The organism is Hydrogenophaga sp., from assembly GCF_048549895.1.
Lineage (GTDB): Bacteria > Pseudomonadota > Gammaproteobacteria > Burkholderiales > Burkholderiaceae_C > Hydrogenophaga.
In genome coordinates this window covers 60,210-77,736 of sequence record NZ_JBLYYB010000011.1, presented here as the reverse complement: position 1 = coordinate 77,736, position 17,527 = coordinate 60,210, and the positions used below count along the sequence as shown (strand labels likewise).

Here is a 17,527-nt window from a genome sequence, read left to right as displayed (position 1 = left end):
TGCGCCCAGTTGGGTTCATGCCCAGAGCCATCTTGAAAAACTCGGGATTCCCATTCTCAATCTGACTCCAGACGCCACCGGGGAAGTAGGTGTTGCCAGGGGACACGGTGTTGGCACGGATTCCTTTGCCCGCCAAGTGATATGCGAGACCTTGTGTGTAGTGGACGATGGCCGCCTTGAACGCACCGTAGGGGCCAGACGCGAAGTCGATCTCCCTGCCGGACACACTGGAAATCGTCACGATGGAGGCCTTGCTGCTCTTCTCGAGGTAGGGCATCGCGGCGTTGACCAGTCGGACCGTTCCCATCATGTCGACCTCGAAGCCGCGCTGCCAGGCCGCCTCATCGGTGGCGATCGCCAGCGCACTGACGTTGGCGACAACGATGTCGATACCGCCAAATTCTGCAGCCACGTCGTTCACCCACGCAGCCAGCGCCGGCCCGTCGGCAACATCGACCACGCGCCCGCTGATCTTCACGCCAGTGTTGGGGAAGTCTTTCACCGCCTGCGCCACCTCCTCGGCGTTGCGTGCGCAGAAGGCCACATGAGCCCCTTCCACCGCAAGCGTCTGAGCGATGGCGCGCCCGATGCCTTTTGTGCCGCCGGTCACCACGGCCTTCAGGCCCTTCAATCCGAGATCCATGTCTTCTCCTTGCTGGGTTGAAATACGCTCCGCTCAGACAGGCGCGAGATACTTTTTGCTGATACCAGCGCCGACGGTGTACTTCGGATCGACGAAGTTGCCCAAGCGCACCTGTCCGCATTGGCTGAGCATCATGTAGGCGTCCCACCGGTCATAGCCGTACTCAGCCTCCATCCACAAGATCAGTTCCTTGTAGGCGATGCGCGTGGCATCTTCAAGAGGCCGCGCGCTGCCGATGGCCATGATGACGGCCTCGTTCTCCAGCCTTGGCCACTCGAGTTGCCAGCCCTTGATGAGGTCAACCTGAATGGTTGTCGTGCTGGCGAATTCCACCGCTGTGCCACAGACCTCGCCATCACCCTGGCAGGCATGTGCATCGCCAATAAACAGTCGGCCACCCTCACTGCGCACCGGCAGGTAGGTGATGCTGCCCGGGCCCATGTCGGGGAGGTCCATGTTGCCGCCGTGCGCATCTGGCGTCAGGGTATTGATCGAATCGATCTCCGGGCTGCAGCTCAGCGTGCCGATGTGCGGGCGGTAGGGCAGCGTCACGCGCTTGCTCCAGTACACGCCCTCTTCATCCACGTTCACCTTGCGCACAAGTTCAGGGAGGTCATCTGCCAATAGTGCAGTGAGCGATGTGCCGCTAAGAGCCCCGAACTGCGGAATCATCGCGCAGGTACCGCGTGGATTGTCCCCCCTTGGAGACATCTTCTCGATGTACACGGCCAGTACGTCTCCCTTGCTGGCACCTTCCACCATGATGGGACCGTTCTGCGGATTGACGAATGGCATGCTCAACACGCGCGAGGGCAGATCCTGCTCGGACTTCACTTTGCCTTCAAAGGCGTCGCGCGTTTCCACAACCACGCGGTCGCCGGGGCGGATCTTCAGCACCGGGTCCGAGTAAGGGCCGATGGTGTAGTGGTACTTGCCCTGCACCGCTTCGGTCAATGCGTGGGTCTCAGGAGCTCGGCCCTGCGCGACACCTCGCTGTCGCATGATCGAATTGTCCAGCCAGTTCATCAGGGGTCCTCCAAGCAGTAAGGTCGGCAGCGAACAACAATCCTACACGTCGGATCGAAAATATCTGGGGCAATGCTGAGTCAGGAGTCAGGTTAACGCAGTACTGCTCTTGCTCCGTTGAGTCCAGCAATGAACACCTCATCCCTGGCTACCTTTCAACTGGAGTCAGGCAGCCGCCAACTGAAATCCGACCAAAATATTGCACTCGTCAATTTGCAAGATTCAGCGCTTTCCACCCATCGAAAGTATTTCGTGTGCCTCAAAGATGGCCTTGGCAACTTCCTCTGTTGTAGAACGCGAGCTCATGGCTTTTTCGCGAATGAGGTCGTACGCCTCGGTTTCTGACACGTGATGGGTTTTCATCAAGATAACCTTCGCATCGGCGATGTGGCGCACACCGACCAACTTGGCCTCTACCTTGCGTAAGCGCCTTTGCAACCCGCGGTTCTCCTTGTGTGCGTATTCCACGCGATGGCGGACACGATTCCAGGCTGATGGCGGACAGTGTTCCACCGCCATGGCGGACACCGTTCCACGGTGATGGCGGACAGCATTCCATTTTGATGGCGGACACCTGAGGGTGTTCTGAGTGACCCAAACGCGGCATACGCTGACCGGTTTTTCGACCGGAACCAGCAATGCCCACACCCAGGGTCACCATGAGCAAAATACGACACACACTGCAGCTGCTGCACGCCGGGGCATTGAGCACCCGCCAAATCGGTGCCGCTCTCGGCATCTCCAAATCCACCGTCAGCGAGATAGCCAGCTACGCACGCGTGGCTGGCGTGGACTGGGCTTTGGCCCAGACCTTGAGCGACGAAGAGCTGCAAGCGCGGCTGTACCGGCCACCGGTGGCGCGAGAGTCCCGCCACCTGGAGCCTGAGCACGCTCACATCCACCAAGAGCTGCGCCGCCCCGGTGTCACGCTGCAACTGCTGTGGGAGGAGTACCAGCATCAACACGCGGGCCAAGCCTACAAATACAGCGCCTTCTGCGAGAAGTACAAGGCCTGGGCCCGCAGCCTGCAGCGCTCCATGCGCCAGACCCACGAGGGCGGCGACAAGCTCTTCGTGGACTACGCTGGCCAGACGGTGCCCGTCGTGGATGCCAGCACCGGCGAGATAAACCAGGCCCAGATATTTGTGGCCGTGCTGGGGGCGTCGAACTACACCTACTCCTGCGCCACCCCCAGCCAGAAGGCGGTCGACTGGGTGGCCAGCATCATCGCCACGCTGGAGTTCATCGGCGGCGTACCCCGCCTGCTGGTGCCCGACCAGCCACGCGCCCTCATGGCGCGCCCTGACCGCTACGAGCCCACCTCACACCGTTTGCTGGAAGAGCTTTCGGTGCATTACAGCCTGGCGGTCATGCCGGCGCGCCCGGCCAAACCACGTGACAAGCCCAAGGTCGAAGTGGGGGTGCAGGTGGTCGAGCGCTGGATTCTGGCCCGCCTGCGCCACCAGACCTTCTTCAGTATTGCCGCCCTGAACCGGGCGATTGCAGCCTTGCTGGTGGATTTGAACCAGCGAGCGTTCAAGAAGCTGCCCGGCAACCGCGCCAGCGCATTTGCCGAACTCGATGCACCGCTGCTGCGCCCACTGCCGCCCACGCGCATGCCCATAGCCCGCTTCAAGCCCGCCCGCGTCAACATCGATTACCACGTCGAACTCGACGGTCACTACTACTCCGTGCCCCACGCGCTGGTGGGCGAGGTGGTGGAGTTGCGCATCACGGCGGGCACGGTCGAAGTCCTGCACGGCAATAAACGCGTGGCCGCCCATGCCTTGAATCCTCGCAAGGGTGCACACACCACCACACCAGAGCACATGCCGGCCTCGCACCGGGCGCACCTGCAGTGGACACCGGCCAAGCTCATCGCCTGGGGCGAGCGGGTGGGAGTGGCCACCGCGGCCGTGGTGCGCTGGCAGATGGAACACCGCGCCCACCCCGAGCAGGGTTACCGCTCTTGCCTGGGCCTGATGCGTCTGGGGCGTGAGTACGGAGCGCAGCGCCTGGAGGCGGCCTGCGCCCGGGCGCAGTCGATTCGCTCACCCTCCTACAAGAGCATCGCCTCCATCCTGAGCTGCGGCCTGGACCAGCGAGCGCTGGATGCGCCCATCCCCACACAGGCGAGCTTGCCGCTGCACGAGAACGTGCGGGGGCCGGGCTACTACCACTGATGACCACTGACGACGACCGTCAGCCACCACCTCACCACCTCAACACGCCCATACCGAAAGAACAATCATGCTCAACGAACAGACTCTGAACCAACTGCGAGCCTTGCGCCTGGACGGCATGGCCGCAGCGCTGAACGACGCCGCCACCCACATCGCCGCCAGTGAACTGCCCTTCGAGCAACGCCTGGCGCTGCTGGTGCAGCGCGAGGTGGACTGGCGCGACAGCAAACGCCTGGAGCGCCTCTTGAAGACCGCCCGGCTGAAGGTCTCCAGCGCTTGCCTGGAGGACATCGACTGGCGGGGCAGCCGAGGCTTGAGTCGGGAAGTCATCACCAGCCTGGCCGGCGGGGACTGGCTGCGCCATGGCCACAACATCCTGCTCACCGGCGCCACAGGTTGCGGCAAAACATGGCTGGCGTGTGCGCTGGGCCAGCAGGCCGCACGCCTGGGCTTCTCGGTGCTCTACACCCGCGCACCGCGCCTGCTGGAGGAGCTGCATGTGGCCCACGGTGACGGAAGCTTTGGCAAACGTCTGGCGCAACTGGCCAAGCTGGATTTGCTCATCCTGGACGACTTCGGCATTGCCCCGATTGCTGCACACGAGCGCAATGACCTGCTGGAACTGCTGGACGACCGTGTGGGAACGCGCTCCACGCTCATCACCAGCCAACTGCCGGTAACGGCCTGGCACGCCTGGCTGGACGAGCCCACGCTGGCCGACGCCATCCTGGACCGCATCGTGCACGGCTCGCACAAGATGGCCCTCAAAGGCGAGTCCATGAGAAAGGTCGCCAAGGCAGCTTGAAGGACACCGACCGGCCACCGGTTCCACGCCGATGGCGGACACTTCGGCTACGATTTGCTCGTCACTCAGGACACCCGCGCAGCGTGTCCGCCATCGTCTGGAACGCTGTCCGCGATGGGAATGGAATCACTGTCCGCCATCAGTGGAATGCGCACCTTGTGAGACTCGCGCGCCAACACCAACGTAGAAAGCAAACCAAACGTACGGACTGGCGAGGGCAACACAGCCTTTGCCCCCAAACCCAGCACCACCTCAACGATGGTGGGATTTTCGTAGTTGACGACGGCGATGACAGTGGGCGCATCCTCGGATCGTGCCCAGTCCATGTTCAAGTTGAGGATGTCGGGTCGAACGGCAACGAATGCCACATCAACGTCTTTGGGAATCGAATGCACCGGAGGCCAGAACGCCTGCACCTTGCAACCTATGCGCTGCAGTTGTTGCGTAAGCTGGCGTCCGTCTGCATCGTCGGGATGAATCACTGCAACGGTCAGTGTCCGCAGTTCTTTGAGCTGCTGGGGCGTGGCCCGCAAAGAAGAGCGGTGTTCACCCTGTTCGCTCATCAGGACTCCAACTTGTCGAGCGTGTCCAAACGTGCAGCCCAGTCGCCCAAGGAGTGGGTCACGAGGTAAGGGTCAGGGTATACCGACCGGCGCGCTTGGCGGACGATCGTGAACTGCCCATCAGAGTTGACGCGGCCGATGCGTGGGTAGAGACAAGTGTGGTGATTGGTCGGATCAATCTTCACCCGACCCTGAGGCGCATCGAATTCGCTGCCCAGGATGTATGGCATCAGCGTTGAAATGTCGTCGCTGCCCGCATGACGCATTGCATTGGCAAAAATGTGCATCTGGAAGTATGAAGCCTCCCAGCACAAATTGGGAACACAGGAGTCACCAACACGCTGTCGAAGATTGGCAAGGCAGCGCCGGTTTGCTTCCGAGTCGATCGACTGAAAATACGGTGCCGAGGTGTAGTGACCAGTCGCAAGACCCCGGTCCATTTGCGAAATCTCCGCTTCGGACGTCGTCAAGCTTGCGATCGGCATCGTCTTGGGGTCGAAGCCAGCATCTGCGTAAGCACGGTACAACGATGCAGTGGAGTCGCCGACCACCGTGGAAAAGATGAAATCCGGACGTTTGTTTCGGATGTCGGCCATGACACCTGCAAAGTCGTGTTCTGTTGCGTCCAGAGGCACGTAGCGCTCTGCGAGTTTTTCGCTGCCTTGGCGCTGCAGAACCAATTCACCCATGATTCGATTGGATTCATAGGGGTAGATGTAGTCAGAGCCAACGAGGTACACACGGGCGCCAAAGTTCGATGTGATGAATTCGGCCAGCTGCACGCTGTTCTGGTTGGGAGCGGCCCCGGTGTAGATCACGTTTGCAGAATACTCGAAGCCTTCGTACAGCGTGGGGTAGAACAGCAGCTTGTTCCATTTTTCGATGATGGGAATCACCGCCTTCCGACTGCTGGACATGTAACAACCAAAAATCACATTCACGCCGTCGCGGTGGATGAGGCGTTCGGTCAACTCAGCGTAGCGAAACGGATTGGATTCAGGGTCGTAGTGCACGGGCTGCAGCTCCCGGCCATCGATGCCACCCGAGTCGTTGATTTCATCAACAGCCAAGAGAGCACCATGCAGCTGCGACAAGCCGATGGTCGACGTCACACCCGTCTCAGAAAACAATATGCCGACCCTCACAGGGTCTTTATTGGCCATTCGGCTCCCCTTCGCGGCTCGCGCCGCACCCGCACCGTTTGCACGGCAAAAGCTTTTCTCGCATGTTTGCGAACATCCTCATCTTGACAACAAACCCGTGGCAGCACATGTCGAGAGTGCTTCATCCTCCGACCAGTCGGGCATAAGCCCTTTGCAGCTGCGTGGGAAGGGAAGAGGCGTTCTCGGCGATGCAATAGTCCCGCCAGCCAAATATTCTGCGAACGTAATGGTCGGCCTGGCCATCCACTGCAATACAAAAAACCCGCACGCCAGCCACACGGGCTTGCATCACCGCCACCCGCGCATCTTCTGTGAGGTACTCGGAGTCGAACACATCCACATCTGCTGGCGCGCCGTCGGTCACGAGCAAGATCGCGCGTTGATTGTCCCCCTCATCCTGCAACAAGGCGCTGGCATGACGGAGTGCCGCTCCAATCCGGGTCGAGTGGCGCCCCGGCACGGAGGCCAGGCGAGATCGGGCTGGGCCTTGCAGTGGCACTCCGAACTCAAGCATCCGGTGGTAGTCCACCTGCGCGCGCGTGTTGGAGCTGAATCCATGTATGGCAATGCGGTCGTCGGTGTTGGCGGTCGCGTCTGCCAGCATGAAGGCCGCCTGCTTCTCGATATCCAGCAAGGTCTGTCCTGAAGAACCGCAAGGTTCGTTGGTCGACTCGGAAAGATCGAGCAGCACGAGAATGCTGGAAGCTCCCGTCTCCCGACCTGCACGCATGAACAAACGCGGCTCAGGCTGAAGGCTGAGGCGACGATCAACCAACACTTCGATTGCAGCGTTCAGGTCGATGTCATCGCCCTCCCACTGCCGTCGCAGCCGGTGCCGGCGGCTCAATCGCCGCAGGCGACGAAGGGTCATTGGCTTGAAGGAGTGGGCAGCAGCAATGCCTCCTTGTGATGGACCCTGGACTGAGCTGCCTGGCAGCTTTTCCAGCACGGTGCACCAGTTGTGGCGCCAGAGTTCCAGCACGTGGTGCCACTCGGGGTACACAAACCTGCCGAGTTCCACTTCCTCCTGGTTGTCCTGAAGCAATGTGGACCCCTCACCAGGGGCCACATTCGCTGGGCGGGGAGCAGCCGCCTGGGGTGAGGAGATCGCTTCGTCCTGAGCCTGGTTGTTTTCGGGAAAGGTCCACAAGTAGCTGTTGTCATCCCGATAGGGCGAGGGCACGACGTGGTGCTGCGGATCGAAACGAACCCGCATCTGGCCCAGATCGTTGGCCAGGATGGAAGCGATCGCACGAAACTCGGCGTAGGCCTCCAGCCCATGCACGGAGGCCACCTCTTCGAACAGTCTTTTTGCCTTGTTGACCCAGTGGTTGTCATCGCTGTAATCAGGGTCCAGCAAGATGCGATCCATGCGTGACACGAGTGCTTCAAAGCTCAGGTCACCCGGATCAGGCACCGGAGCCAGCTGCTCCAGAAACCAGTGGCGAATACCTGGATATCGGCGCCACAACAGGCGCTCGACTCGGGCGTCTTCAATCGCGGAGACAACGGCCAGCCCCAAGGGTTTCAACGCGTGAGACGGAAGGGCCGGCTGGGAGAACCGACGGTGGGCCACGCCATGGGCCACCGTCGCGCGCAACAACCCGAACAGCCGCTCAGGCATGGCCGGCTTTTCATCCATTTGGCGGCTACTGATCAAGAGCTGGGTGGATGTGAGCACAGCGCGTCGTATGCGCCCTGTTTCATCGTTGTCTTCCACCGCAATCTGACCGTTGCTCAGCCCATGCGCCAGCAAGCGCAACGCTGGCAACAGACCTGACAAAGGCTCAATGCCCGACAGCGCGGAGCTCACGTGAGGCGACACGGTCATCCAAACTGGGCCGTGACGAAATTGCGGATGGCCAGCGCCATGTCGGGATCGTCTGTCAGTGGGCGGATCATCGTCATGTCACAACTCTGGGCTTCCGACATGCCGTCCCGGATGAGGATGCCGGCGTAGATGAGCATGCGAGTGGACACGCCTTCGTCCAATCCCTTTTGCTTCAGTGCCCGGGTGCAGTGAGCGATGGTGACCAACTGCCGGGCAAGCACCTCGGATATCCCGGCTTCGTGCGCCACGATGCCGACTTCCTTGTCCTCGGGTGGGTAGTCAAACTCCAACGAGGCAAACCGCTGCCGCGTTGATGGCTTCATGTCTTTGGAGCTGCTCTGATAGCCCGGGTTGTACGACACCACCAACTGGAAGTCCGGGTGGGCTCTCACCACCTCACCTTTTTTGTCCAGCGGGAGGATGCGGCGCGCATCGGTGAGCGGGTGGATCACCACCGTGGTGTCTTGGCGAGCCTCCACCACCTCGTCGAGGTAACAGATGCCACCGTGGCGCACCGCGAGCGTCATGGGGCCGTCATGCCAAGCGGTTCCGTCTGCATCCAGGAGATAGCGCCCGATCAGATCGGACGCCGTCATGTCTTCGTTGCAGGCCAGCGTCACCAACGGGCGCTGCAGCTTCCACGCCATGTATTCGACGAAACGCGTCTTCCCACATCCGGTAGGACCTTTCAGCATCAACGGCATCCGATGCGCGTAAGCGCGCTCGTAACACTCGATCTCGGGGCCTGCGGCCTGGTAGAACGGTTCGATGCGGATGAGGTACTCGTCGAGTGCTGTGGACATGAAGGGATCCTGAAGATGAAGAAGACGCGTTTCTCGCTCAGCGGTGCTTGGTCGCAGCGTTGGGGATGCCTTCGATCGGGCATTCCTCCGTGCCCACGGTGGTGCGGGTGAACGACTCCACCATTTCGCGCGTTCCTTCAGGGTCGTTTATCCAGTTGGCATAGAAGTTGTACGGGCATGCCGCCACGCCTTTGTCGCCATCGCCAGAGTTGATCAACCCGGTGTAGCCCCGGTGCACCAGTTTGAACAGGTGGTTTTGCGATTGCCCGTTTTTGCGCGCGTCACGGATCAGGCTCATGGAGAGTTCAGCGTACTGGATGCCCATCTCTTCCTCACCGCACTCGCCCAACGTGCGCCCATCGAAGCCGATCACTGCCGAGTGGCCAAAGTACGAATACACACCGTCGAAACCAGCCGCGTTGGCCACCGCCACGTAGGTGTTGTTCAGGAAGGCCATGGTCTTGGAGACCATGATTTGCTGTTCCTTGGCGGGATACATGTAACCCTGGCAACGGATGATCAGTTCAGCGCCACGCATGGCGCAATCACGCCAGATCTCAGGGTAGTTGCCGTCGTCGCAGATGATCAAGCTCATCTTCATGCCCTTCGGACCTTCGGAGACATACGTGCAGTCGCCGGGATACCAACCCTCGATGGGAACCCAGGGCATGATCTTTCGGTACTTTTGAACGATCTCCCCCTTGTTGTTCATCAGAATGAGCGTGTTGTACGGTGCCTTGTTGGGGTGTTCTTCGTGACGCTCTCCCGTCAACGAAAACACGCCCCAGACATTGGCCTTGCGGCAAGCCTCGGCAAAAATTTCCGTCTCAGCGCCTGGAACCGTCGAAGCGGTCTCGTACATCTCTTTCGAGTCGTACATGATTCCATGCGTTGAATACTCGGGAAAGATCACCAGATCCATGCCTGGCAGTCCCTTCTTCATGCCGACCAGCATCTCACCAATGGCGCGCGCATTGGCCAACACCTCTGCTGTGGTGTGCAGGCGGGGCATCTTGTAGTTGACGACCGCGACGCCGACACAATCGTTGCTGCTGGAAATGTCACCATGTCTCATGAAAATCTCCTGGGAGGGGTTGGGGGTTAAACGGTCAGGAACGACTTCACTTTTTCCTGATTGAGCTCTGCACGCATTTCTTCGTGCACGATCCGCCCGCGATCGATGACCAGAAACCGGTCAGCCAGATCCAGGGCAAAACTCAGTACCTGCTCAGACACCACGACGGCAAATCCCCGCTCATGGCGAAGAACGTTGAGGGTCTGTGCAATTTCCTTGATGATTGAAGGCTGGATGCCTTCCGTGGGTTCATCAAGAATCAGAACTTTCGGATCGGACACCAAGGCTCGCGAGATGGCCAGCATCTGCTGTTGACCACCCGAAAGATTCCCTGCCTTGCGTTGCTTCATGTCCTTCAGCACCGGGAAGAACTGGTAGATGTAGTCGGGTACCTGCCGATACCCTGAGTGCTCGGCACCGCAGAGGATGTTTTGCTCCACCGAGAGAAAAGGAAACACCATGCGGCCCTGCGGCACGAAGGCCATGCCGTGTTGCACGCGACGGTAGCTGGGCTGCCCGACCATCTCAGCGCCATCCAACCGGATCGCACCCGAACGTACCGGCAGCAGCCCGATCAGGGACTTGAGCAAGGTGGTCTTTCCCATCCCGTTGCGACCCATGATGGCCACAGACTCCCGCGGCCCCACCTTGAACGACACATCGTGGATCACATGGGACTCGCCGTAGGCGACATTGAGTTGAGAAATCTCCAACATGCTGTTCTCTCTTCAATGGCCAAGATAAACGTCGATGACGCGGGGATCCTGCTGAACCTCACTTGCGCTGCCTTCGCTCAAAAGCTTTCCCTGATGGAGCACGGTGACCTTGTGCGCAATGCGCTTGACGAAGTCCATGTCGTGCTCGATCACGATCACGGACTTGCCGGCAGCGATGAGACTGAGCAAGTCACCGGTCTGCTCGCGCTCACGAGGACTCATGCCCGCCACGGGTTCGTCGAGCAGCAGCAGGGATGACTCCTGCATGAGCAACATCCCGATTTCCAGCCACTGCTTTTGTCCATGGCTGAGCTGGCCTGCGCGGTTGTGGATGGCCTCGATGAGATAGATCTTCTCGGCCATCGCGTGAATGCGGTCCATGACCTCGGGCGTTCGCCGAAAGGTCAGAGACTGAAAGACACCGTGCTTGCGAGGCAGGGAAATTTCGAGGTTTTCGAGCACCGTGAGGTCCTCGTAAACCGAAGGCGTCTGGAATTTGCGACCCACGCCCGCCCGCACAATCTGGTGCTCGGTCAGGCGTGTGATGTCCCTGTCGTTGAACATCACCCGCCCCGACGTCGGCTTGGTCTTTCCGCAGATCATGTCGAGCAACGTGGTTTTGCCTGCGCCGTTGGGTCCGATGATCACGCGCAGCTCGTTTCGATCCACAGAAAGACTCAGGGAGTCCACCGCTTTGAAACCATCGAACGAGACCGTGAGGTCTTCGACGACGAGCACTTTTTCACTCGCATGGGATGCCGTTTGGGACATGGAATTTGTACCGTTGCGTGGGACTCGTGGAAGAGCGGCGCTGACATTCATCACGCAGCCCTGCGACGACGGCGGTTGGACCACTGGTCCATGAGCCCCGCCAACCCGTTGGGCATGACCCACACCACCAGGATGAAGACACCTCCCAGGAAGTAGAGCCAACCCTCGGGAAATGCCTCCGACAAATACGACTTGAGGAAGCCGATGAGCAAGGCTCCAACGACAGCACCTGGCACAGACATGCGTCCTCCCACGGCGGCGTAGATCACCATTTCCACCGACGCCACGACACCGATGACACTGGGGGCGATGAGACCGACTTGAAGGGTGAAAAATGCTCCACCCAAGGAAGCCAGCAAGGCTCCACAGGCAAAGACAAACGCCTTCATGTGCGCAGTGTCGTAGCCACTGAAGCGCACACGGTCTTCGCGGTCTCGAATGGCGATCAGGATCTTGCCGAAGCGGCTGCGCACCACCGCCAGTGACAACAGCATGGCCAGCGACAGCACCGCGACTTCGACGAAATACAGCGTCCTCAGCGAGTGATCGGAGAGGATGTCCATGCCGAGCAAAGTTCGAAAATCCGTGATGCCGTTGGCGCCGCCCGTGTCCCCTTGCTGGCCGACCACCACAACGGTGAGGGTGAGCGCCAGGGACAACGTCACGATGGCGAAGTACACGCCACTGACCCGACGGCGAAAGATCGCGTACGAGAACACGTAGGCCAATACAACGGGAATCACCGCGATGCACAGCACTGTGAGCCCCAGGGATTTGAAAGGAATCCACCAGGTTGGCAGTTGCTCCACACTGCTCCAGACCATGAAATCCGGAAGTTCGGGTGCTGAAGCTTCGAGCTTCAGAAACATCGCCATCATGTAACCACCGAGACCGAAGAACACACCCTGACCCAGGCTCAAGATGCCCCCGTAGCCCCAGGTCAGCACGATGCCAAGCGCAACAAAGGCGAAAGCCAGGTACTTTCCGATCAGGTTCAGGCGAAATGGATCCAGCACGAGTGGCAGCACCACCACCAAGAGACCGATCAAAACGATGGTGGAGATGAAGCTGCGCTTGTGTTTGTTGTCTTGCATGGTTCAACTCCGGGTGCGCAAAGCAAACAGGCCATTCGGTCGGAAGTAGAGAACCACGATGACAAGCAACAGGATGGTGGCTTTGGCCATCGATCCGCTCATGAGGAACTCCAGCCACGTTTGCGTCTGAGCGATGGCAAAAGCAGACAGCGCTGTGCCCGCAAGGCTCTGCACGCCACCGAAAACCACGACGATGAAGGAATCGACGATGTAGAGCTGGCCGGTGCCCGGGTTGGTGGAGCCGATCATGGTGAACACACAGCCGGCAATACCGGCCAGACCCGAACCCAGCGCAAACGTGAGGGCATCAACGCGCTGGGTATTGATGCCCGTGGCGCCGGCAATCGCGCGGTTCTGCGTCACGGCGCGAACCTTCACGCCCCAGCGGGTCCGGTACAACAACAGGTAGACCGCCACTGCGACCGTGATCGTCAGACCAACGATGAAGATGCGCGTGATCGGCAGCTGTATGCCCACCACCGGCTCCCAGGCGCCGGCGAGCCAGCTGGGCAGCGGCACGCTGACCTCCTGTGCGCCGAAAACGGTGCGGTAGGTTTGCTGCATGATGAGGCTCAAGCCCCACGTGGCAAGCAGCGTGTCCAGCGGACGGTTGTAGAAAAAGCGGATGAAGCCGCGTTCCAGTGCGTAGCCAAACGCAAAGGTCACCAGGAACGCGAAGGGTATGGCGGCAAACAGGTAAACATCCATCCAGGCTGGCGCCCAGCGCTCGAAGGCCAGCGATGCCACGTATGTCATGTACGCACCCAGAGCCATCAACTCCCCATGGGCCATGTTGATCACGCCCATGAGACCGAACACCACGGCCAAACCGATCGCCATCAGCAACAGAATGCTGAACAGGCTGACCCCGTTGAACATCTGCATCACTGCAATATCGAAACTCATCCTGTCGCTCCTGCTGCGTTGGGATGACCGAGCGCCAGCGGCGCTCGGTCATCTATCCCGATCCCTCAGATCTTGGGGAAAGGATTGGGCTCAACCAGCGCTGGGGCTTCCCACACGATGTCGAATTGGCCGTCTGGGCGTGCGCGCCCGATGCGCACTTTCTTCCACACATGGTGGTTCGTGGCGTGCATGCGCACGGTGCCTTCAGGGGCTTCCAGCTCGATGCCTCCCGAGGCGGCAATCACCTTGTCCACGTCGAAGGATTTGGCCTTCTCAACGGCCATCTTCCACAGATAGACGCTGTTGTAGGCAACCTGCATCGGATCTCCGATGACACGATCCTGTCCATACTTCGCTTTGAAAGCTTTCACGAATTTTTCGTTGCCGGGCGACTTGATGCTCTGGAAATAGCCCATGCAGGCGTAGTAGCCAGCAGCGTTGTCTTTGCCGATGCCTTCGATTTCATTTTCAGAAACCACCGTGGACAGCAGCACCTGCTTGGATCCGTCGAGGCCTGCAGCGCGCAGTTGCTTGTAGAAGGCCACGTTGGAGCCACCGACCACCGTGCTGTAAATGCAGTCGGGTTTCGCGGCCTTGATCTTGTTGATGATCGAAGAGAACTCGGTGTGACCCAGCGGGGCGTATTCCTCACCCAGCACCTTGCCGCCCGCCTTCACGATGGTGGGTTTGGCAATCTTGTTGCAGGTGCGCGGATAGATGTAGTCGGAGCCGACCAAGAAGAAGGTTTTGCCCTTTTCACGAGCAAGCCACTCCACAGCGGCGATGACGGATTGGGTGGCCTCCTGCGAAGGATAGAAAACCTGTTTGTCCTGCTCTTGGCCTTCGTAGTAGGTCGGGTAGTACAGCAAACCTTTGGCGCGTCCGAGCGCCGGCAGGATCGCTTTTCTCGAGGCCGATGTGTAGCAACCCACAATGGCTGCCACTTTGTCGCGCTCCAGAAGCTTGCGAGCCTTTTCTGCAAAAACCGAGTTGTCGCTTGCACCGTCTTCGATCACCGCTTCTATCTTGCGTCCCATGACACCACCGTTGGCGTTGATCTCTTCGATGGCAAGCTTCTCTGCATCAACCAACGAGGCCTCAGCGATTGCGATCGTGCCCGAGAGCGAGTGCAAGAGCCCGAGCTTCACAGTCTCTTGCGCGGATGCGATGGCAGGCACCCCCCCGGCTGCGCCCAGGATCAGTATCGATCCTCCGGTCTTCATGATGTCGCGGCGATTCAGTTCAGTCATGGTCAAGCTCCTGGCAGTTGTGTTTACGGAAATGACGACCTGTGATCCAACTGTGAAAAAGTCAGCCCTAGACACAGAAGATCCCCGACAAGCAACCGCCACAGGCCATCTGGATTCCGAACAAGCACAGCTCCGCCAGCCGGGTGAGGCTGTGGCCTCGTCCGAAGCAAAGTTGGATGACAGAAAACAAAAAAGCCCGAACCGGAGCTATTCCGGTTCGGGCTTTTTTGCCCAACATCTGACTGGCAGCACTGGCAGTCGACGTTGAATGAAAGGTGGCGATTTCTCGACAGACGCAGTTTTACGCGCCGGTGGAATCTCGCACTATAGGTAATACCCTTACTGCATCGCAAGAAAGCAGGTGGCGCAAATGGCAAATGACCCGCTCTGGAATTCGCGCGGCTGCGCCGATTGAACCAGAGGCTTGGTCCTGCGGGTCGACATGATCGCTCTCCAACTGGGAGGCGACCAGACACCACGATGCCGAGCTCCTTTGTCTCGCGGCGCAATGTGCATGGCGGTTGCTCCTGGCTGCTTTCACAGCTTCACGTTTGAACCCGTCTGTGAAGCTCCTTCGGGTTCTTGTCATGCCTATCTCCTGAACACATCATGTCATTGGATGTATCCGGAAAACTGGGGAAGGCTCAAGCGCTGAGAGTCCTGGTTTCGATGGGAGGTTACCAACCGCCGTCCTCGCTCAATCGGTTTGCTTCAAAGGTTTCCATCAAGAAGTCGACGAGCGCGCGGGTCTTGGCCGAGAGATGGCTGCGCGTCGGGAAGACCGCGTATACGTCGGCAGATGGCAGGCTCCACTCGGGCAAGACGGCTCGCAGGCGTCCAGAGCGCAGCATCGGTGCTGACTCCCATAGGGATCGCATCAAGATGCCGTGCCCATCCAGAGCCCACTGAAAGACGCATTCGCCGTCATTCGAGGCCAATGGGCCACGAACCTTCACGGTTTCAGTGCGCGTTCCCGACCGCAGGTGCCAGGTGCCGAAGGTTTCTTCGCTCTCCCGGATGAAAAGGCACGCGTGCTGAGCCAGTTCGCGCGGAGACGCTGGTTCGCCGGCGCGGCGCAAATAGGCGGGTGATGCACACAGCACGCGGCGGTTGCGCGCGAGCAACCGAGCTGTGAGGCGGGCATCGGGCAATTCGCCGAATCGCAGCTGAAGATCAAACCCTTGCTCCACGAGATTCACCGGGCGGTCGGTCAGGTGCAGCTGCACCTCGACATCGGGAAAGCGGCGCGCGAACTTGGACAACACCGGCGCTACATGCTTGCGACCAAAACCCAATGTGGCGCAGACGCGCAGCAAGCCTTTTGGGACGGCTTGACTCCCCGACACGGTGCGCTCCAGCGCCTCCAGCTCCTGCATCACGCGTGCACCTTCGACGATGTATGTCTCACCTTCTGGTGTGAGCTTGATGCGCCGAGTCGTGCGTTGCAGCAAGCGAACGCCGAGCCTGCGCTCGATCGCCGCCAGACGTTTGCTCACCGCAGGCGGTGTCACGCCGATCTGTTGGGCGGCGGCGGCGAGGCTGCCGTGCTTGATCAGCAGAGAGAAGAAGGCGATGTCCGAGAACGCGTCCATTGATAACTTTGAAGACCGAAAGAACTGACTTTCAAAACATTATGGCGTCCAAAGGCACGCATAAGATTGAGACTCGGACTTACCTCAAACATGATCTGGAGACAAACATGCAACGTCGAATCCTGCTGAACAGCCTCGCGCTGGTCGCCCTCTGCGCCCCGGGTCTGGCGCTGGCCCAGAGCTACCCCGAGCGGCCCGTGAAGCTGGTCGTGCCGTACGCCCCCGGTGGCAGCGCCGACATCGTCGCCCGCATGATTTCTGAAGAGTGGGGCAAAGCACTGGGCAAGCCGTTGGTGATCGAAAACAAGGGTGGCGCGGGCGGCAACGTGGGTGTGGATTCGGTGGCCAAGTCGGCGCCCGACGGCTACACCATCGGCCTGCAGACGGTTTCCCTGGCGATCAACCCAGCCCTCTTCGCCAAGATGCCCTACGACACGCTGAAAGACCTCGCGCCCATCGGCATGGTGGCCTCGTCACAGCATGTCCTGGTGGTCAACGACGCTTTGCCCGCCAAGAACCTCAAGGAGTTGATGGCGCTGGCCAAGAGCAAGCCTGGCGATTTGAGCTATGGGTCCGCCGGAAGCGGCAGCACCTTCCACATGTCAGCAGAGCTGTTCAAGGCCCAGGCTGGACTTGCCATCCTGCATATTCCGTACCGTGGGGGTGGTCCAGCACTGACGGACACCATCGGCGGGCAGGTGCAGATGTCCTTCCCCGTGCTGTCGGCGGCAAAAGGCCATGTCGAAACGGGTCGGTTGCGAGCGCTCGGCGTCACGGGTCCGAAACGATCCGCCCTGATGCCCAACGTGCCGACCATTGCTGAAGCGGGCCTGCCCAACTACGCGTTCGAGACCTGGTTCACGGTGTTCGCCCCGGCGGGTACCCCACAACCGGTGATCGACAAGCTCAACGCCACACTGGTGGCGGTGCTGCAGTCGCCCGAGATGAAGGAACGCATGTCCAAAGATGGCTTCGAAGCCACGCCGTCAACTCCTGCACAGGCGCGTACCCGGATCGCATCTGAAATGCCCATGTGGGCCAAGCTCGTCAAAGAGCGCGGTATCACCGCGAACTGACCGGCATTCACTGCACTTTCTCAAGGCCCT

Annotated in this window: 18 protein-coding genes; 4 read left to right on the top strand and 14 right to left on the bottom strand. The window is 59.9% G+C overall.

Annotated elements, in window-relative coordinates; translation table 11 throughout:
• The 3 genes from ACN4F8_RS00930 to ACN4F8_RS00920 form a co-directional block, all read right to left on the bottom strand.
• The coding region (locus ACN4F8_RS00930) for an SDR family NAD(P)-dependent oxidoreductase (RefSeq protein WP_419471853.1) at window positions 1–643 on the bottom strand (643 nt) is incomplete at its 3' end.
• A 33-nt stretch (window positions 644–676) separates the two neighbouring features.
• Complete coding sequence (locus tag ACN4F8_RS00925) at window positions 677–1,669, bottom strand: acetamidase/formamidase family protein (RefSeq protein WP_419471852.1); 993 nt, start codon at window positions 1,667–1,669, stop codon at window positions 677–679.
• Between the two features lie 222 nt (window positions 1,670–1,891).
• A complete protein-coding gene (locus tag ACN4F8_RS00920) occupies window positions 1,892–2,188 on the bottom strand; it encodes an ANTAR domain-containing response regulator (protein ID WP_419471851.1) in 297 nt (98 codons plus the stop codon).
• 119 nt (window positions 2,189–2,307) lie between these two features.
• Between ACN4F8_RS00920 and istA the strand changes: the two genes are divergently transcribed.
• Window positions 2,308–3,852, top strand: a complete 1,545-nt coding sequence (gene istA, locus ACN4F8_RS00915) for an IS21 family transposase (protein WP_419471850.1) — start codon at window positions 2,308–2,310, stop codon at window positions 3,850–3,852.
• Between the two features lie 67 nt (window positions 3,853–3,919).
• Window positions 3,920–4,657, top strand: a complete 738-nt coding sequence (gene istB / locus ACN4F8_RS00910; RefSeq protein WP_419471849.1) for an IS21-like element helper ATPase IstB — start codon at window positions 3,920–3,922, stop codon at window positions 4,655–4,657.
• A gap of 65 nt (window positions 4,658–4,722) precedes the next feature.
• Here the strand turns inward: istB and ACN4F8_RS00905 are convergent, their stop codons facing one another.
• The 10 genes from ACN4F8_RS00905 to urtA all read right to left on the bottom strand — a co-directional run bounded on the left by ACN4F8_RS00905 (window position 4,723) and on the right by urtA (window position 14,829).
• Window positions 4,723–5,220 (bottom strand): ANTAR domain-containing response regulator, encoded by a 498-nt coding sequence (locus ACN4F8_RS00905; RefSeq protein ID WP_419471848.1) that lies wholly within the window; start codon window positions 5,218–5,220, stop codon window positions 4,723–4,725.
• Window positions 5,220–6,383, bottom strand: coding sequence for a transporter substrate-binding domain-containing protein (locus tag ACN4F8_RS00900; protein ID WP_419471847.1), 1,164 nt, complete (start codon window positions 6,381–6,383; stop codon window positions 5,220–5,222). The genes ACN4F8_RS00905 and ACN4F8_RS00900 overlap by 1 nt, the downstream gene beginning before the upstream one ends.
• 121 nt (window positions 6,384–6,504) lie before the next feature.
• A complete protein-coding gene (locus tag ACN4F8_RS00895; protein ID WP_419471846.1) occupies window positions 6,505–8,196 on the bottom strand; it encodes a nitric oxide reductase activation protein NorD in 1,692 nt (563 codons plus the stop codon).
• A gap of 14 nt (window positions 8,197–8,210) precedes the next feature.
• On the bottom strand, window positions 8,211–9,017 hold the full coding sequence (locus ACN4F8_RS00890; RefSeq protein ID WP_419471845.1) for a CbbQ/NirQ/NorQ/GpvN family protein: 807 nt from the start codon (window positions 9,015–9,017) through the stop codon (window positions 8,211–8,213).
• A gap of 37 nt (window positions 9,018–9,054) precedes the next feature.
• On the bottom strand, window positions 9,055–10,092 hold the full coding sequence (locus tag ACN4F8_RS00885) for an aliphatic amidase (protein ID WP_182120687.1): 1,038 nt from the start codon (window positions 10,090–10,092) through the stop codon (window positions 9,055–9,057).
• 26 nt (window positions 10,093–10,118) lie between these two features.
• Window positions 10,119–10,808, bottom strand: a complete 690-nt coding sequence (gene urtE / locus ACN4F8_RS00880; RefSeq protein ID WP_419471844.1) for an urea ABC transporter ATP-binding subunit UrtE — start codon at window positions 10,806–10,808, stop codon at window positions 10,119–10,121.
• Between the two features lie 12 nt (window positions 10,809–10,820).
• On the bottom strand, window positions 10,821–11,579 hold the full coding sequence (gene urtD, locus ACN4F8_RS00875; RefSeq protein ID WP_419471856.1) for an urea ABC transporter ATP-binding protein UrtD: 759 nt from the start codon (window positions 11,577–11,579) through the stop codon (window positions 10,821–10,823).
• Window positions 11,580–11,629: 50 nt separating this feature from the next.
• Window positions 11,630–12,673, bottom strand: coding sequence for an urea ABC transporter permease subunit UrtC (urtC, locus tag ACN4F8_RS00870; RefSeq protein ID WP_419471843.1), 1,044 nt, complete (start codon window positions 12,671–12,673; stop codon window positions 11,630–11,632).
• Window positions 12,674–12,676: 3 nt separating this feature from the next.
• Window positions 12,677–13,579 (bottom strand): urea ABC transporter permease subunit UrtB, encoded by a 903-nt coding sequence (gene urtB, locus ACN4F8_RS00865; protein WP_419471842.1) that lies wholly within the window; start codon window positions 13,577–13,579, stop codon window positions 12,677–12,679.
• A gap of 65 nt (window positions 13,580–13,644) precedes the next feature.
• Window positions 13,645–14,829 carry an urea ABC transporter substrate-binding protein gene (urtA, locus tag ACN4F8_RS00860; protein ID WP_419471841.1) on the bottom strand — a complete coding sequence of 395 codons (1,185 nt, stop codon included), beginning with the start codon at window positions 14,827–14,829 and terminating at the stop codon, window positions 13,645–13,647.
• Between urtA and ACN4F8_RS00855 the strand changes: the two genes are divergently transcribed.
• Window positions 14,828–15,097 (top strand): hypothetical protein, encoded by a 270-nt coding sequence (locus ACN4F8_RS00855; RefSeq protein WP_419471840.1) that lies wholly within the window; start codon window positions 14,828–14,830, stop codon window positions 15,095–15,097. The two genes, urtA and ACN4F8_RS00855, sit on opposite strands and share 2 nt — an antisense overlap.
• A gap of 409 nt (window positions 15,098–15,506) precedes the next feature.
• Here the strand turns inward: ACN4F8_RS00855 and ACN4F8_RS00850 are convergent, their stop codons facing one another.
• Window positions 15,507–16,421, bottom strand: coding sequence for a LysR family transcriptional regulator (locus ACN4F8_RS00850; protein WP_419471839.1), 915 nt, complete (start codon window positions 16,419–16,421; stop codon window positions 15,507–15,509).
• Between the two features lie 107 nt (window positions 16,422–16,528).
• On the opposite strand from ACN4F8_RS00850, the gene ACN4F8_RS00845 reads away from it, so the two are divergent.
• Window positions 16,529–17,497, top strand: a complete 969-nt coding sequence (locus ACN4F8_RS00845; RefSeq protein WP_419471838.1) for a tripartite tricarboxylate transporter substrate binding protein — start codon at window positions 16,529–16,531, stop codon at window positions 17,495–17,497.
• Window positions 17,498–17,527 lie beyond the last annotated feature (30 nt).

What these genes read in the sequence shown, in the direction of transcription:
- ACN4F8_RS00925 (WP_419471852.1), bottom strand. Translation starts at nt 1,669, where the DNA reads ATGAACTGGCTGGACAATTCGATCATGCGACAGCGAGGTGTCGCGCAG.
- ACN4F8_RS00920 (WP_419471851.1), bottom strand. Translation starts at nt 2,188, where the DNA reads ATGGCGGTGGAACACTGTCCGCCATCAGCCTGGAATCGTGTCCGCCAT.
- istA (WP_419471850.1), top strand. Translation starts at nt 2,308, where the DNA reads ATGCCCACACCCAGGGTCACCATGAGCAAAATACGACACACACTGCAG.
- istB (WP_419471849.1), top strand. Translation starts at nt 3,920, where the DNA reads ATGCTCAACGAACAGACTCTGAACCAACTGCGAGCCTTGCGCCTGGAC.
- ACN4F8_RS00905 (WP_419471848.1), bottom strand. Translation starts at nt 5,220, where the DNA reads ATGAGCGAACAGGGTGAACACCGCTCTTCTTTGCGGGCCACGCCCCAG.
- ACN4F8_RS00900 (WP_419471847.1), bottom strand. Translation starts at nt 6,383, where the DNA reads ATGGCCAATAAAGACCCTGTGAGGGTCGGCATATTGTTTTCTGAGACG.
- ACN4F8_RS00890 (WP_419471845.1), bottom strand. Translation starts at nt 9,017, where the DNA reads ATGTCCACAGCACTCGACGAGTACCTCATCCGCATCGAACCGTTCTAC.
- ACN4F8_RS00885 (WP_182120687.1), bottom strand. Translation starts at nt 10,092, where the DNA reads ATGAGACATGGTGACATTTCCAGCAGCAACGATTGTGTCGGCGTCGCG.
- urtE (WP_419471844.1), bottom strand. Translation starts at nt 10,808, where the DNA reads ATGTTGGAGATTTCTCAACTCAATGTCGCCTACGGCGAGTCCCATGTG.
- urtD (WP_419471856.1), bottom strand. Translation starts at nt 11,579, where the DNA reads ATGTCCCAAACGGCATCCCATGCGAGTGAAAAAGTGCTCGTCGTCGAA.
- urtC (WP_419471843.1), bottom strand. Translation starts at nt 12,673, where the DNA reads ATGCAAGACAACAAACACAAGCGCAGCTTCATCTCCACCATCGTTTTG.
- urtB (WP_419471842.1), bottom strand. Translation starts at nt 13,579, where the DNA reads ATGAGTTTCGATATTGCAGTGATGCAGATGTTCAACGGGGTCAGCCTG.
- ACN4F8_RS00855 (WP_419471840.1), top strand. Translation starts at nt 14,828, where the DNA reads ATGGTCAAGCTCCTGGCAGTTGTGTTTACGGAAATGACGACCTGTGAT.
- urtA (WP_419471841.1), bottom strand. Translation starts at nt 14,829, where the DNA reads ATGACTGAACTGAATCGCCGCGACATCATGAAGACCGGAGGATCGATA.
- ACN4F8_RS00850 (WP_419471839.1), bottom strand. Translation starts at nt 16,421, where the DNA reads ATGGACGCGTTCTCGGACATCGCCTTCTTCTCTCTGCTGATCAAGCAC.
- ACN4F8_RS00845 (WP_419471838.1), top strand. Translation starts at nt 16,529, where the DNA reads ATGCAACGTCGAATCCTGCTGAACAGCCTCGCGCTGGTCGCCCTCTGC.